Source organism: Amycolatopsis sp. NPDC003731 (assembly GCF_053586895.1).
Window position 1 is genome coordinate 19,566 of sequence record NZ_JBSFNC010000102.1, and the last position, 13,969, is coordinate 33,534.

Genomic DNA, 13,969 nt, shown 5'->3' on the forward strand with positions numbered 1-13,969 from the left:
CGCCACCGGTCCGGGCTTGTCTTACTTTTGCGCCGAGTTGCTGTAAAGTTTCGACTATGACGCGTCGTCTTGCCGAAGTCGCCCGCCAGGTCGGGGTCAGCGAAGCCACGGTCAGCCGGGTGCTCAACGGCCGGTCCGGGGTGTCCGCGAGCACCCGGGCCGCCGTGCTCACCGCGTTGGACGTGATGGGCTACGAGCGGCCCACCCAGCTGCGCGGCGAGCGCGCCCGCCTGGTCGGGCTGGTGCTGCCGGAGCTGCAGAACCCGATCTTCCCGGCGCTGGCCGAGATCATGGGCAACGCCCTCGCCCAGCAGGGCTTCACGCCGGTGCTCTGCACGCGCACGGCGGGCGGGGTGTCGGAGGCGGAGTACGTCGAGCTGCTCCTGCAGCAGCAGGTGTCGGGCGTGGTGTTCGCCGGCGGCCTGTACGCGCAGGCGGACGCGGTCCACACGCACTACCACCACCTGGTCGAGCGCCGGCTCCCGACGGTGCTGATCAACGCGGCGGTCGACCACCTCGGCCTCCCCCAGGTCTCGTGCGACGACGCGGTGGCCGTCGAGCAGGTCGTCGGGCACCTGAGCTCGCTCGGGCACGAGAAGATCGGCCTGGTCCTCGGGCCGTCGGACCACGTGCCGTCGCAGCGCAAGCTCGAGGCGTTCCGTTCGTATGCGGCGAAGCTGGGGTTGCCGGTCCTGGACGAGCTGGTCGAGCACGGGATGTTCTCGATCGAGGGCGGCCACGCGGCGGCGGCCCGACTGTACCCGCGCGGGGCGACGGCGGTGCTGTGCGCGAGCGACCTCTTGGCGTTGGGCGCGGTCCGGGCGGCCCGCCGCCAGGGGCTGTCGGTGCCGGAGGACATCTCGGTGGTCGGCTACGACGACTCGGCCCTGATGAACTGCACGGACCCGCCCCTGACGACCACCCGCCAGCCGATCGAGGCCATGGGCCGGGCAGTGGTGGAGCTGCTGGTCAAGCGCATCAACGGCGGCGAGGTGGCGGCGGAGGAGCTGTTGTTCGCGCCGGAGCTGGTGGTCCGCGGCTCCACCGCACGCCGCACCGCCTGACGTCCGACTCCCAAGAGGCGCGACGGCTCCCGAGCCGTCGCGCTCTTTTGTGTCCGCAGGGCCCACACCCGCCCCGGAAACTCCCCCGCCCTCCCAGGGGGGCGTGCCCAAGTCCAGCTTATCGGCAGCCCCCGACACAAAGCCGGGAACGAGCCTCTTCGGGAGCCGCCAGTCCACATCGCCTTCCTCCTGTGGACACCTGCGGCCTGTTCGTAACTTGCAAAGTCTCGTCGGCTTATTGCGCTTATCCGGTCCGCCACTTTAGAGTGACCGCAATCACGTGACAGCCGTCGCGACCCCGAGAAGAGGCTTGAGATGAGCAGTCCCTGGTCCAGAACCGCCACCCGACGGATGTTCTGCCTGCTCGCCGCGGGCGGGCTCGCCCTCGCCACCGCCGCCTGCGGGGACGGCGATACCGCGGCCCAGAGCGGCGGCAAGGTCAAGATCACCGTCACCGGGCAGCCGCCGACCAGTCAGCCGTTCGAGCGCAGCGTGTTCGACGCCGACGTCAAGGAGTTCGAGGCGTCGCACCCGAACATCGACATCGATCCGCACGAAGGCTTCATGGACCCGAAGACGTTCTCCGCGAAGCTCGCCGGCGGGCAGCTCGAAGACGTCTACTACGTCTACTTCACCGACCCCGCGCAGATCATCGCCCGCCACCAAGCCGCCGACATCACCGAAGCCGTGAAGAGCGTCCCGCACATCGGCGACCTCAAGCCGGAACTACTCGACAACTTCCGCGACAGCAATGGCAAGCTTTACGGCCTGCCCACCATGAACTACACGATGGGCCTGCTCTACAGCCGCCCGCTGTTCCAGAAGGCCGGGCTCGACCCGGACAAGCCGCCGCAGACCTGGGACGAAGTGCGCGAAGCCGCGAAGAAGATCTCCGCGCTCGGCAACGGCGTCGTCGGGTACGCCGACTACAGCAAGAACAACCAGGGCGGCTGGCACCTCACCGGCTGGCTGTACTCGATGGGCGGCGACATCGCCCGCAAGGACGGCGACAAGTGGGTCGCCGACTTCGCCAACGAGAAGGGCAAGCAAGCCCTCCAGTACCTGCACGACATGCGCTGGACCGACAACTCGATGGGCGCCAAGCAGCTGCTCGAAGCGCAGGACGTCCAGCGCATGATGGGCGCCGGCCAGCTCGGCATGTACATGGCCGCCCCGGACAACGTTCCCGTGCTGGTCAAGCAGTTCAACGGCAAGTACGAGGACTACGGCATCGCGGGCATGCCCGGCGGCCAGGGCACCCTGCTCGGCGGCGAGGGCTACATGATCAACCCGAAGGCCACGCCGGAGAAGGTCAAGGCCGGCCTCGAGTGGATCCAGTGGAAGTACCTCAACCCGGACCGCTTCGAAAAGCACATCCAGCAGTACGTCGACGGCAAGCAGCCGGTCGGCCTGCCCGCCGAACCGACCCCGGACGTCTGGACCGGCTCGGTCCGCGAGCAGCAGCTGGCCCTGAAGGCCAAGTACGCCAACGTGCCCGCCAAGAACTTCCAGTCCTATGTAGACACCACAAGCAAGATCAAGGGAAGCATCGAGCCGCCGAACGCGCAGCAGATCTACGCCGCGCTCGACAGCGTCATGCAGGCCGTCCTGACCGACCAGAACGCCAACCTCGACCAGCAGCTGTCGTCGGCGTCGTCGAAGGTCAACAGTGTCCTCGCCCAGGTCAAGTAGCCTGCTCGCCTGGCCCGCGGCGAAACCGTCGCGGGCCGGGCGCCCGGCCGCAACGACGGCGAACCGGACTCGGCTTAAGCGCAAGCTCAAGGAGAACGTCACCGCGTACGGCCTGCTCAGCGCCGCACTCGTGGTGTTCGCGCTGTTCTCCTGGTACCCGATCGTCCGCGGCGTCCTGCTGAGCTTCCAGCAGGTCGACTTCGTCAACGCTCCCACGTGGGTCGGCTTCGACAACTTCACGCGGCTGTTCGAAGACCCGCTCTTCGGCGTCGCCTGGCGCAACACGCTGCTGTTCACCGGGCTCGCGCTGGTCTTCGGCTTCGCCGTCCCGTTCCTCACCGCGGTTCTGCTAAACGAACTCCGCCACGCCAAGGCGTTCTTCCGCCTCGCCGTCTACCTGCCGGTGATGCTGCCGCCCGTCGTGACGGCGCTGATGTGGAAGTGGTTCTACGACCCCGGTCCCGGCCTGTTCAACTCCGCGCTCGGCGCGGTCGGCCTCCCCGGCGGCCAGTGGCTGGATTCGAGCACGACGGCGATGCTGTCCCTGGTGTTCGTTTCGACGTGGGCCAACATGGGCAGCACCACGCTCATCTACCTGGCCGCGCTCGGCACCATCCCCGGCGAGCTCTACGAAGCCGCGGAGCTCGACGGCGCCGGGTTGTGGAAACGCCTGCGGCACGTGACGTTCCCGCAGACGCGGTTCGTCCTGCTGGTGCTCCTGCTGCTGCAGGTGGTCGCGACCATGCAGGTGTTCACCGAGCCGTACGTGATGACCGGCGGCGGCCCGGACGACTCCACGGTCACCGTGCTCCTGCTCCTCTACCGGTACGCCTTCGTCTACAACGACTTCGGCTCGGCGAGCGCGATGAGCCTGCTGCTGTTCGTGGCGCTGGGCGTGTTCTCGGCGTGGTACGTCCGGCTGACGCGGAAGGCGGACCAGGCATGAGGACCCTCGTCTCCCCCGGCGCGCTGCGCAGCCCTCGCGGCAAGCTCCTGTACGCCGTCGTCTTCGCCGGCACGCTCGCCATTTTCGTCCTCGCCTTCATGTTCCCGCTCTACTGGGTCGTGACGGGCGCGATGAAGTCACCGCAGGAACTGGCGCAGACCCCGGCGACGCTCGTCCCGCGCGAGTGGCACCCGGAAACCTTCGCCGACGCCTGGGACCAGCTCAGCCTGGGCAAGTACTTCCTCAACACGCTGATCGTCGCCGGTGGGGCGTGGCTGGCGCAGCTGGCCATCGACGTCCCGGCCGCGTTCGCGCTGTCGAAGCTGCGGCCGAAGTTCGGCAACGTCGTGCTCGGGCTGATGCTGGCCACGCTGATGCTGCCGGCCACGGCGTTGCTCGTCCCGACGTACGTGACGGTGACGGACCTGCCGCTCCTGCACCTCAACCTGATCAACTCGCCGGCCGCGGTCTGGCTGCCCGCGGCGGCGAACGCGTTCAACATCTACCTGCTGAAGCGGTTCTTCGACCAGATCCCCGACGAGCTGCTCGAAGCGGCGCGCCTCGACGGCGCCGGGCCGGTGCGCACGCTTTGGCGGATCATCCTGCCGATTTCGCGGCCGATCCTGGCCGTGGTGTCGATCCTCGCGGTGGTCGCCGCGTGGAAGGACTTCATCTGGCCGCTGCTGGTGTTCCCGGACACCGAAAAGCAGACGCTCTCGGTGATGCTGCAGCGGGTGGCGATCGACATGCCGCTCAACGTGCTCGTCGCCGGGATGGTGCTGGCCAGCCTGCCGATGGTCGCGCTGTTCCTGGCGTTCCAGCGGCAGATCCTCGCCGGGCTGACCGCCGGCAGCCTCAAGGGCTGAGGGCTTTTCCGAACCGACTGGGAGGGGCACTTTAGTGATCGACAAGACCGGCTGGTGGCGGAGCGCGGCGATCTACCAGGTGTACATCCGCAGCTTCGCGGACGGCAACGGCGACGGCGTCGGCGACCTCGCCGGCGTCCGCGCCCGGCTGGACCACCTGGCCGACCTGGGGGTCGACGCGATCTGGTTCACCCCGTGGTACCCGTCGCCGATGGACGACGGCGGCTACGACGTCGCGGACTTCCGCGACATCGAGCCGCTGTTCGGCACCCTCGCCGAGGCGGAGGACCTGATCGCCGAAGCCCACACCCGGGGCATCCGGGTGATCATCGACATCGTGCCCAACCACTGCTCCGACGAGCACCGCTGGTTCCAGGCCGCGCTGGCCGCCGGCCCGGGATCACCGGAACGGCAACGGTTCTGGTTCCGGCCCGGCCGCGGCCCGGACGGCAGCGAGCCGCCGAACAACTGGAAGTCGCGCTTCGGCGGGTCGGCGTGGACGCGCGTCCCGGACGGCGAGTGGTACCTGCACCTCTACAGCTCACGCCAGCCCGACTTCAACTGGGACAACCCGGAGATCCGCACGGAGTTCGAAGACGTGCTGCGCTTCTGGTTCGACCGCGGCGTCGACGGCTTCCGCATCGACGTCGCCGACGGCCTGGTCAAGGATCCCCACCTGCCCGACGTCGACGACGGCGACGAGACGCCGTTCTCCGACCAGGAAGGCCTGCACGAGATCTACCGCTCGTGGCGCAAGATCGCCGACAGCTACGGCGGCGAGCGCGTGCTGGTCGGCGAGATGTGGCTGCCGGACATGTCCCGGGCGGCCCGCTACCTGCGCCGCGACGAGCTGCATTCGGCGTTCAACTTCGACTTCCTGGTCTGCCCGTGGGACAGCAAGCGCTTCCGGGACGTGATCGACCGGACGCTGAAGGCGCACGACGAGGTCGGCGCCCCGGCGGCCTGGGTGCTGTCGAACCACGACGTCACCCGGCACGTCACCCGCTACGGCCGCGAGGGCGACACGGGTTTCTCGTTCGCGAACCGGCTGCACTCGGCCCCGGTGGACCTCGACCTGGGCACCCGCCGAGCCCGGGCGGCGGCGCTGCTGACGCTGGCGCTGCCCGGCGGGCTGTACGTCTACCAGGGCGAGGAGCTGGGGCTGTGGGAGGTCCTGGACATCCCGGACGAGCTGCGCCAGGACCCGGTCTTCGCCCGCACCCACGGCACCGACCCGGGCCGCGACGGCTGCCGGGTACCGATCCCGTGGTCGGGGTCCGAGCCGCCGTTCGGCTTCGGCAGCGGCGAAGCCTGGTTGCCGCAGCCCGCTTCGTGGCGGGACTACACGGCCGAGGCGGAGGCAGCGGATCCGGCGTCGATGCTGTCGCTGTACCGCACCGGGCTACGGCTGCGGCGGGACCTGCCGAGCGGCCCGCTCGAATGGCTGTCGCTCGGCGAAGGGGTGCTGGCGTTCCGACGGGGGTTCACGTTCGCTCTGAACTTCTCGCCGGACCCGGTGCCGCTGCCGCCGGGCGAGATCCTGCTGGCCAGCGGCGAAGTCACCGACACCCTGCCGACGGACACCGCGGTCTGGCTGCGGCAGTAGAGCACACCGGAGGCCGCCGCCGAGCCGGACCGCGGCGGCCTCCGGCGGCTCACCCGACGCGCTCGGACAGCTCGAACTGATGTCAGCGATCTCGAACGGCGGGGTTGACGATTTCGACGCCGCGCTTGCGCAGCTCGGCCAGGCTCGCGTCGACGTCGCCGAACTGCGGCTGGGCCGCGGCGCCCGGGCCGCCGGGTATTTCCAGGTGGAAGTCGTCCTGGGCGGGCGGCAGCACGGAGGCCAGGGTCAGGTTGCCGTACGGCCAGACCTGCAGGACGCGCCAGCCCATCGTGTCGGCCCAGAACGCGCGGGCCTGTGCACGCGGTCGGCGGAGTTCGCCGCGCTGTGGGCGGAGGACCGGGTGGCCGAGCAGCAGTACGGCGTCAAGCGGTTCTTCCACGAGGCCGTGGGCGAGTTGACGCTCAACTGGCAGACTCCGCCTGCTGGCCTGCTGGACGGCGGCCCCGGTCCCGGCTACTTCGTGAGCTGCAGGACGTCGACGCCGCGGGTGTTGTCCGCGACGTAGACGTACTTCCCGTGCCAGTACGGCGCCCACGCGCTCGCGTCGGCCGGGCGGTAGTAGGCGATCTGGCGCGGGTTCGTCGGGTCGCTGACGTCGAGGAACCGGGTGCCCTGCGCGTAGAACGACTGGACCAGGATCTTGCCGCGGACGTCGAAGTAGTGGGCGGAGCAGTCGTCGGAGGCCGGGTCGCTGCCCTCCTGGCCGTTGACGCTCCACGTTCCGACGCTCTGCAGCCGGAACGGCTGCGAAGGCGTCGAGCGCCAGCCTTCACCGTGGTAGGAGCCCTTCAGGGACGAGATCGTCAGGACGCCGTCGCCCGCGCAGCCGTCGACGAAGTTCTCCTCCGTCGCGTAGATCAGGTCCTGGCCGCGCCAGGCACCGTCACCGATGCGGTGGCCGGCCGGGTGGAAGCTGTTGTGCATGAACCGCGAGGGCGCCGCCGTCTCGGCGATGCCGCCGCCCGCGTACGGGATCGGCTCGTGCGCCGTCGCGCGGCGGATCTTTCCGGACAGCGGGTCGCGGTGGATCCCGGACGTCCAGTAGCCGCGGACACCGCCGCGGCCGGACACCCAGGCCACGCCGTCGGCGTCGACCTGCACGTCGTGCACGTAGTCGGTCTTGCCGTCGTTGCGGGCCAGCTCGATCGGCTGCGGGTTCACCTTCGGGTGCTTCGGGTCGCGGATGTCGGTGACCCAGATCGGGCGCCCGCCCCAGTCGGCCGGCTGGTCGTCGGCCTTCGCCGGGCCGCCGGTCCAGAGGTAGCGGCAGCCGTCGACGCAGCTGGTGGTGTGGCCGGCCGGCACCTTCACGTAGCTGAGGATCGCCGGGGCCTCGGGCTTCGAGACGTCGACGACGTAGATGCCGGACTCGCCGGTGTGGGTGGTGCCGCCGTAGGCGCGCGGGTCGCGGGACAGGAAGACCAGCTTGCGGTCCTGGTCGACCTCGGTGTCCTCGGTCTCCCACAGGCCCGGCAGGCTGACCTGCCCGACCAGCTTCGGCGCGGCCGGGTTCTTCGTCAGGTCGTAGACCTTGAGCCCGAACTCGCCGGACACGACCATGACGTCCCGGCGGCCGTAGTCGAGGAGGCCGATCGAGATGGCGCCGGCGGCGTCGGGCACGTTGCCGACGGCCTTGACGTTCTTGATCGCGCCCGGGTCACCCGCCGTGCGGGCGGCCGGGGTCGCGGGCTTGTCGTCCTCCCCGCAGGCCGCGGCCGGCAGCCCGGTCGCGACCAGCGTGGCGCTGACGGTGACGGCGGCGAAGCACGACCGCAACCAGGTGCGCACGCGAAACCTCCCAGAACGCTCCGAGCGTGACCCACCGAACGGTACGACGGAGATCAACCGGACACAACCGTCTTTCGTTGCCTCCTGACTGATAAGACTTGCTCATGCGCCTGTTCGTCCTGCTCGCCGTCGTGGTCCTCGCCGTCACGGGCTGTTCGGGGTCCGACCCCGCCCGGCCCGGGGTGCTGACCGTCGGCATCCGGGAGCCCGCGACCCTGCTGCCGGCCGACCTCGCCGACCAAGCGGGCCGGCTGGTGACCGGCGCGTTGTGGACGCCGCTCGCCGACTACGACGCGGCGTCCGGGAAGGTCACCCCGCGCGCGGCGGCGTCGATCGAGAGCACCGACCAGGTCCACTGGACGGTCAAGCTGCGACCGGCGACGTTCCACGACGGCACTCCGGTCACCGCTCAGTCCTATGTGGACACCTGGCGGGCGGTCGCGGCGGCGCACTGGGTGTCCTCCCCGGTGCTGACGAAGCTCCTGCGCGCCCGCGAGATCAAGGCGGCGGCTCCGGACACGATCGCGCTGACCCTCGACCGGCCGTCCGGCCAGGTGCCCGCGCTGCTCGCCGCGCCGGGCCTGGTCCCGCTGCCGGCGTCGGTGCTCGCTTCCGGGGATTGGGACGGTTTCGCGATGGCGCCGGTCGGCAACGGCCCGTACCGCCTGGACGGCGGCTGGCACCCGGGCTCGGGCGGCACGCTCAAGCGCGTCGGCACCGGGAAGGCCGAGGAGATCGAGCTGCGGGTCGGCGAGCCGGCCGCCCAGTACGACGCGGTCAAGGCGGGCACGCTCGACCTGGCGACCGAGGTCCCGGGCGAACGGCACGAGGCCATGCACGGCGACTTCGCCGACCGCCACGCGTCCTGGGCCCTGCCCGAGGCGGGCTACCTGGCGTTCCCGGTGAGCAACCCCCGCTTCGCCGACGCGACGGTCCGCCACGGCTTCGCCCTCGGCGTCGACCGGGCGGCCCTGGAGGCGGGCCCGCTCGCGCACCAGGTCGACCCGGCCAAGGCGATGCTGCCGCCCTCGGACGCCCCGGGCGAGCGCACGGGCACCTGCCGCCCCTGCAGCTTCGACGCGGCGGCCGGCAAGGCCCTGCTGAAGCAGGCGGCCTTCCCCGGCGGCGCGACCGTCTACTTCGGACCCGGCGCGGAGGCGTGGACGCGCACCCTGGTGGTCGGGTTGCACAAGGCGCTGGACGTTTCCGTGACGGCACAGGCCGCCCCCGGCACGGGCCAGCTCGACGGCCCGTCCACACTGGACGTCAAGCCGGCCACGGCCAGCCCGTACGAACTGCTGTCGCGCCTGGCGGCGGAGTCGGGCTACGCGGACGAGGTCTTCCGCCAGAACCTGGCCCTCGCGGACGCGGCGGCCACCCCGGAGGAGGCGGGCGAGCTGTACCGGCTGGCGGAGAACCAGCTCCTGCGTGACCTGCCGGTGGCGCCCCTGTGGACCGGCCACGGCCACGCGGTCTGGGGCTCGCGGGTCCACGACGTCACAGCCACGCCGTTCACCGGCCCGGTCCTCGCGGGAATCGGCGTCTCGTGAGCTGGGAACCGGCGTCCCTGCGTTGCCGGAGTGAAATCCGGGTCGGGAAAGTCGGCGAGGCCACTACTGAGGTCACCGAAGTGCGCGGGCGGCTCGGGAATCCCGACGACTTCAGACGCCCGTGACGCTCAGGACCTTGGAACGCTTGCGGCTCAACGCGTAGGCGGCGATCGCGGCGGGCACGAACATCACCGAGCCGTAGACGCCGGCCGGGACCGCCATCGCCTCGCTGCCGAGCACCGACATGGCGACGGTGATGGCCAGCGCGGCGTTGTGGATGCCGATCTCCATGGCGGACGCGATCGCCTGCTGCCGCTCCACCCGCAGCAGCCGCGGCACGCCGTAGCCGATCGCCAGGCTCAGCACGGAAAGCAGCAACGCCACCGGTGCGAGCGTGTCGGCGTTCTCCAGCAGCAGCTTGAAGTTCCCGATGATGGAGAACATGATCGCCAGCGCCAGCACGACGATCGACGCGATCTTCACCGGCTTCTGCATCTTCTCGGTCCAGGCGAGGGAGCGGTGCCGGACCCACATGCCGATCGCCACCGGGACCAGCACGAACACGAACACCTGCACCAGCTTCGCGGGCTGCAGCCCGACCGACGCGTCGCCGGCCATGAACCGCGCCATCGACAACGCGACCACCACCGGCAGCGTGAACACCGCGAGCACGGAGTTGATCGCGGTCAGGGTGATATTGAGCGCGACGTCACCACCCGCGAGATGGCTGAACAGGTTCGCCGACGTCCCACCGGGCGAGGCGACGAGCAGCATCATCCCGACGGCCAGCACGCCGTTGAGCCCGAACAGCACGACCAACCCGTAGCAAATGGCGGGCAGCACGACCATCTGGCACACCAGTGCGACGATCGCGGCTTTCGGGTACTTCACCACCCTGGCGAAATCGGCCGGGGCCAGCGACATGCCGAGGCCGAACATCACCAGCGCGAGCGCCGCCGGCAGGAATATCGAGACGATCTGCGCACCCATCCGAACCTCCGCGAGTCCCAGGCGAGAACCGGCTGCCATCCTGCTCCCACCCGGGTGCGATCTTTCTTCCGCTGTGCGTTGAATGCCCGATTTGTAACCTTCGCTGGTCCGTTCGGAGTCGTGCGTCCGCGTATCAGACCGTCGCGTGCGCGACCAGCGTCTCGATGAACGCGCCGGTCAGCGGATCCGGCGCCGCCCGGGTGTACGCCGTCAGTACCCGGCGCACCGGCGCCGCCGGCCGCAGGACCCGGCCGTCGAAGCGGGCCGGCAGGACGTTCTCCGGCACCAGCGCCGGCCCCAGGCCCGCCGCCGCCAGGATCGGGGCCGCCGCCGTCTGCTCGGTGCGGACCGCGGCCCGGGGGCGGAAGCCCGCCGCCGCGCAGGCCGCGTCGACCAGCTCCGCCAGGCCGTTGCCCGGCGCGTAGTGCACCCAGGCGCAGTCGGAGAGGGTGGCCAGATCGACGACCCCGGTGGCGTCGCCTTCCGTCGCGCCGTCCGCCGGCAGCACGACCACGAACTCCTCCACCCCCAGCTCCCGGACCGGGCCCGCCCAGTCGCCGGGGCGCGGGCCGAGCGCGACGTCGGCCTCGCCCGCGGCCATCGCTTCGCGCAGCTCGTCGGCGTGCCGGAACTCGATCAGCCGGACATCGACCTCCGGCCGATCGCGCCGCCACACCCGCAGCGCGGGCGGCAGCACGCCCAGGCTGACCGAATACACGGTCGCGACCTGCAGCTCGCCCGCCGTCGTCCCGGACGCGAGCCGGGCCGCGCAGCGCGCGCGTTCGGCGTCGGCGAGCGCCGCCCGCGCGTGCGGCAGCATCGCCCGGCCCATCGGCGTGAGCCGGACCGCCCGGGGCAGCCGCTCCAGCAGCGGCCCGCCGAGGCCGCGTTCGAGGGCCCGCATCTGGTGCGACAACGCCGGCTGCGTCACGTGCAGCTGTTCGGCGGCGCGGGTGAAGGAACCCGTGTCGACCACCGTGACCAGGTACTCGAGCTGCCGCAGACTTGTCATGAACTCAGTTTATCGACTTGGTGACAACTAAGCCTTGGACTTATCGAAGCCGCGAGCCGAGCCTGAAGGCATGGAACGCAAGACAGCTCTGGTCGCCGGAGCGAACGGGATCATCGGCCGCACGCTCACCGAGCACCTGCGCACGAACGGCTGGGACGTCACCGGCCTTTCGCGGCGCGGCGGCCCGGGCACGATCGCCGTCGACCTCCTCGACCCGGCCGACACCCGCGCGAAGCTCGCCCCGCTAACCTCGGCCACGCACCTCTTCTACGCGGCCTACCAGGACAAACCGACGTGGGCGGAGCTGGTCCCGCCGAACCTGGCGATGCTGACGAACCTCGTCGACGCGGCCCCGCCCGGCCTGCGGCACGTCAGCCTGATGCAGGGCTACAAGGTCTACGGCGCGCACCTCGGGCCGTTCAAGACGCCGGCGCGCGAGACCGACGCCGGGCACATGCCGCCGGAGTTCAACGTCGACCAGCAGCAGTTCCTCGAACGGCGGGCGGGGTCCTGGACGTGGTCGGCGATCCGGCCGTCGGTGGTCGGCGGCACGGCGCTGGGCAACCCGATGAACCTGGCGCTGGTGATCGCGGTGTACGCGTCGATCTCGAAGGAACTCGGGCTGCCGCTGCGCTTCCCCGGCAAACCCGGCGCGTACGACAGCCTGCTGGAGGTGACCGACGCGGGCCTCCTGGCCTCGGCGACGGTCTGGGCGACCGGGCAGCAGGGCGCCTTCAACATCGCCAACGGCGACCTGTTCCGCTGGCGCGAGCTCTGGCCGAAGCTGGCGGCGTACTTCGACCTCGACGTCGCACCGCCGCTGCGGATGTCCCTCGCCGACGTCATGGCGGACAAAGGTCCACTGTGGACCCGGATGGCGGCCGAACACGGGCTCTCCGCGTCCTACGCGGACGTTTCGGCGTCGTGGGCGTTCGGCGACTTCGTGTTCGGCTGGGACTACGACATGTTCGCCGACACGTCGAAGTCGCGCCGGGCGGGGTTCCACGAGTACGTGGAGACCGAGCAGATGTTCTTCCGGCTGTTCGACGAGTTCCGGAAGGCGCGGGTCATTCCCTAGCGCGGATCCGCTAGCCGCGGCCGATGAACGGCATGGTCGTCGCGGTGACGGTGAGGAACTGGACGTTGGCGTCGAGCGGCAGCCCGGCCATGTACCGCACGGCGTCGGCCACGTGCCGGACGTCGAAGGTCGGCTCGGCGACGACCCGGCCGTCGGCCTGCGGGATACCGGCGGCCATCCGCTCGGTCATCTCGGTGGCGGCGTTGCCGATGTCGAGTTGCCCGCAGGCGACGTCCCAGGCCCGGCCGTCCAGCGAGATCGACCGGGTCAGCCCGGTGACGGCGTGCTTGGTCGCGGTGTAGGCGACGCTCGCCGGCCGCGGCACGTGGGCGGAGATCGAGCCGTTGTTGACGATCCGGCCGCCGCGGGGGTCCTGGTCCTTCATGAGCAGCACGGCTTGCCGCGCGCAGAGGAACATCCCGGTGAGGTTGACGTCGACGGTCCGCTTCCAGTCCGCGACGGACAGGTCGGCCACGGTCCCGCCCGCGGAAATCCCGGCGTTGTTGAAGAGCAGGTCGAGCCGCCCCCACCGCTCCCGCACGGCGTGGAAGAGGGCTTCGACCTCGTGTTCGTCGGAAACGTCGGTGGGCACGGCCAGGGCGTTCTCGAAGCCCGCGGCGGTCTCCGCGAGAGAGTCGGCCCGCCGTCCGGCCAGCGCGACCCGGTAGCCGTCTTCGAGAAGCGCCCGCGCCACCGCCCGCCCGATCCCCGAACCGGCTCCGGTCACCACCGCGGTCTTCGCCATGCCCCGACCCTAACGAAAAGGGCCCGGCGCGTGCCGGGCCCTTTCGCGGAACGTCCGTTACTTCGCCGCCACGCCCAGCGCGGCCAGGGCCGGGCCGGCCATGATCACGCCGTTGCCGGTCACCGTGTCGAAGCCCGGCGTGCCCAGGTCGATCGCCGAGGACACCAGGGCCGTGCGGATCTGGGCCGGGGTCGCCGTCGGCTTGCCCGACAGCAGCAGGGCCGCGATGGCCGCCGCGTGCGGGGCCGCCGCCGAGGTCCCGAAGAACGGCTGGAAGCCCGCCACCGAGGTGGCGACGCCGTCGGCCGCGGTGATGTCCGGCTTGTTGCGGACCGTGCCGCCGGTCGAAGACACGTTGCCCGGGGTGATCGCCGTGCCGTCGGCGTTGTAGAACAGCCGGCGCTTGCCGTCGGAGGAGAAGCGCTCCCACTTGCTCGACGCCGTGTACAGGCCGGGGTACGGACCCGCCGGGTTGGCCGGGTCGCCGGTCTCCAGCGGCCGGGTGAACGCGCCCGCCGCCGGGGCCGCCGCCACGCTGAACGCGTTGACCGCGGCCGAGTGGCCGTTCGTGACACCGTTGGTACTGAACGCCTTGAGCGAGCCCGAAGCCA

14 protein-coding genes are annotated in these 13,969 nt (G+C 70.8%); 8 read left to right on the forward strand and 6 right to left on the reverse strand.

All coding sequences use genetic code 11. The annotated features are described in order from the left end of the window. The first annotated feature begins 56 nt into the window (after positions 1 to 56). The 5 genes from ACWDN5_RS32570 (at position 57) to ACWDN5_RS32590 (ending at position 6,174) form a co-directional block, all read left to right on the forward strand. Entirely contained in the window at positions 57 to 1,064 is a 1,008-nt protein-coding gene (locus tag ACWDN5_RS32570) for a LacI family DNA-binding transcriptional regulator (protein WP_310971345.1), read from the forward strand. 315 nt (positions 1,065 to 1,379) lie between these two features. Further along, a complete protein-coding gene (locus ACWDN5_RS32575; protein ID WP_449678960.1) occupies positions 1,380 to 2,756 on the forward strand; it encodes an ABC transporter substrate-binding protein in 1,377 nt (458 codons plus the stop codon). Continuing rightward, the gene (locus tag ACWDN5_RS32580; protein WP_449678961.1) at positions 2,734 to 3,702 is read left to right on the forward strand and encodes a carbohydrate ABC transporter permease; all 969 of its coding nucleotides are present in this window, start codon (positions 2,734 to 2,736) and stop codon (positions 3,700 to 3,702) included. The genes ACWDN5_RS32575 and ACWDN5_RS32580 overlap by 23 nt, the downstream gene beginning before the upstream one ends. Continuing rightward, a complete protein-coding gene (locus tag ACWDN5_RS32585; protein ID WP_310971342.1) occupies positions 3,699 to 4,568 on the forward strand; it encodes a carbohydrate ABC transporter permease in 870 nt (289 codons plus the stop codon). The genes ACWDN5_RS32580 and ACWDN5_RS32585 overlap by 4 nt, the downstream gene beginning before the upstream one ends. Before the next feature lie 34 nt (positions 4,569 to 4,602). Continuing rightward, positions 4,603 to 6,174, forward strand: a complete 1,572-nt coding sequence (locus tag ACWDN5_RS32590) for a glycoside hydrolase family 13 protein (protein ID WP_449678962.1) — start codon at positions 4,603 to 4,605, stop codon at positions 6,172 to 6,174. 82 nt (positions 6,175 to 6,256) lie between these two features. Here ACWDN5_RS32590 and ACWDN5_RS32595 read toward each other — a convergent pair whose 3' ends face one another. After that, complete coding sequence (locus ACWDN5_RS32595) at positions 6,257 to 6,574, reverse strand: hypothetical protein (RefSeq protein WP_449678970.1); 318 nt, start codon at positions 6,572 to 6,574, stop codon at positions 6,257 to 6,259. Between ACWDN5_RS32595 and ACWDN5_RS32600 the strand changes: the two genes are divergently transcribed. After that, entirely contained in the window at positions 6,536 to 6,700 is a 165-nt protein-coding gene (locus tag ACWDN5_RS32600) for a hypothetical protein (protein ID WP_449678963.1), read from the forward strand. The genes ACWDN5_RS32595 and ACWDN5_RS32600 overlap by 39 nt on opposite strands. On the opposite strand, the gene ACWDN5_RS32605 is transcribed toward ACWDN5_RS32600, so the two are convergent. After that, positions 6,649 to 7,983 (reverse strand): LVIVD repeat-containing protein, encoded by a 1,335-nt coding sequence (locus tag ACWDN5_RS32605; RefSeq protein WP_449678964.1) that lies wholly within the window; start codon positions 7,981 to 7,983, stop codon positions 6,649 to 6,651. The two genes, ACWDN5_RS32600 and ACWDN5_RS32605, sit on opposite strands and share 52 nt — an antisense overlap. 104 nt (positions 7,984 to 8,087) lie before the next feature. Here ACWDN5_RS32605 and ACWDN5_RS32610 point away from each other — a divergent pair, with 104 nt between their 5' ends. Further along, positions 8,088 to 9,533 carry a peptide ABC transporter substrate-binding protein gene (locus ACWDN5_RS32610; RefSeq protein WP_449678965.1) on the forward strand — a complete coding sequence of 482 codons (1,446 nt, stop codon included), beginning with the start codon at positions 8,088 to 8,090 and terminating at the stop codon, positions 9,531 to 9,533. A 111-nt stretch (positions 9,534 to 9,644) separates the two neighbouring features. On the opposite strand, the gene ACWDN5_RS32615 is transcribed toward ACWDN5_RS32610, so the two are convergent. Both ACWDN5_RS32615 and ACWDN5_RS32620 read right to left on the reverse strand, forming a co-directional pair. Then, entirely contained in the window at positions 9,645 to 10,523 is an 879-nt protein-coding gene (locus ACWDN5_RS32615) for a bile acid:sodium symporter family protein (protein WP_310971337.1), read from the reverse strand. A 133-nt stretch (positions 10,524 to 10,656) separates the two neighbouring features. Next, positions 10,657 to 11,535, reverse strand: a complete 879-nt coding sequence (locus tag ACWDN5_RS32620; protein ID WP_310971336.1) for a LysR family transcriptional regulator — start codon at positions 11,533 to 11,535, stop codon at positions 10,657 to 10,659. A 70-nt stretch (positions 11,536 to 11,605) separates the two neighbouring features. Here ACWDN5_RS32620 and ACWDN5_RS32625 point away from each other — a divergent pair, with 70 nt between their 5' ends. Then, the gene (locus ACWDN5_RS32625) at positions 11,606 to 12,613 is read left to right on the forward strand and encodes an SDR family oxidoreductase (protein ID WP_449678966.1); all 1,008 of its coding nucleotides are present in this window, start codon (positions 11,606 to 11,608) and stop codon (positions 12,611 to 12,613) included. Positions 12,614 to 12,623: 10 nt separating this feature from the next. Here ACWDN5_RS32625 and ACWDN5_RS32630 read toward each other — a convergent pair whose 3' ends face one another. Then, positions 12,624 to 13,358 (reverse strand): SDR family oxidoreductase, encoded by a 735-nt coding sequence (locus ACWDN5_RS32630; protein WP_449678967.1) that lies wholly within the window; start codon positions 13,356 to 13,358, stop codon positions 12,624 to 12,626. 57 nt (positions 13,359 to 13,415) lie between these two features. Beyond that, a partial coding sequence (locus ACWDN5_RS32635) for a S8 family serine peptidase (protein ID WP_449678968.1) occupies positions 13,416 to 13,969 on the reverse strand: 554 nt, incomplete at its 5' end.

Excerpts from the sequence above, each read along its gene's own strand:
- ACWDN5_RS32570 (WP_310971345.1), top strand. The coding sequence starts at position 57 with ATGACGCGTCGTCTTGCCGAAGTCGCCCGCCAGGTCGGGGTCAGCGAA.
- ACWDN5_RS32575 (WP_449678960.1), top strand. The coding sequence starts at position 1,380 with ATGAGCAGTCCCTGGTCCAGAACCGCCACCCGACGGATGTTCTGCCTG.
- ACWDN5_RS32585 (WP_310971342.1), top strand. The coding sequence starts at position 3,699 with ATGAGGACCCTCGTCTCCCCCGGCGCGCTGCGCAGCCCTCGCGGCAAG.
- ACWDN5_RS32610 (WP_449678965.1), top strand. The coding sequence starts at position 8,088 with ATGCGCCTGTTCGTCCTGCTCGCCGTCGTGGTCCTCGCCGTCACGGGC.
- ACWDN5_RS32615 (WP_310971337.1), bottom strand. The coding sequence starts at position 10,523 with ATGGGTGCGCAGATCGTCTCGATATTCCTGCCGGCGGCGCTCGCGCTG.
- ACWDN5_RS32620 (WP_310971336.1), bottom strand. The coding sequence starts at position 11,535 with ATGACAAGTCTGCGGCAGCTCGAGTACCTGGTCACGGTGGTCGACACG.
- ACWDN5_RS32625 (WP_449678966.1), top strand. The coding sequence starts at position 11,606 with ATGGAACGCAAGACAGCTCTGGTCGCCGGAGCGAACGGGATCATCGGC.
- ACWDN5_RS32630 (WP_449678967.1), bottom strand. The coding sequence starts at position 13,358 with ATGGCGAAGACCGCGGTGGTGACCGGAGCCGGTTCGGGGATCGGGCGG.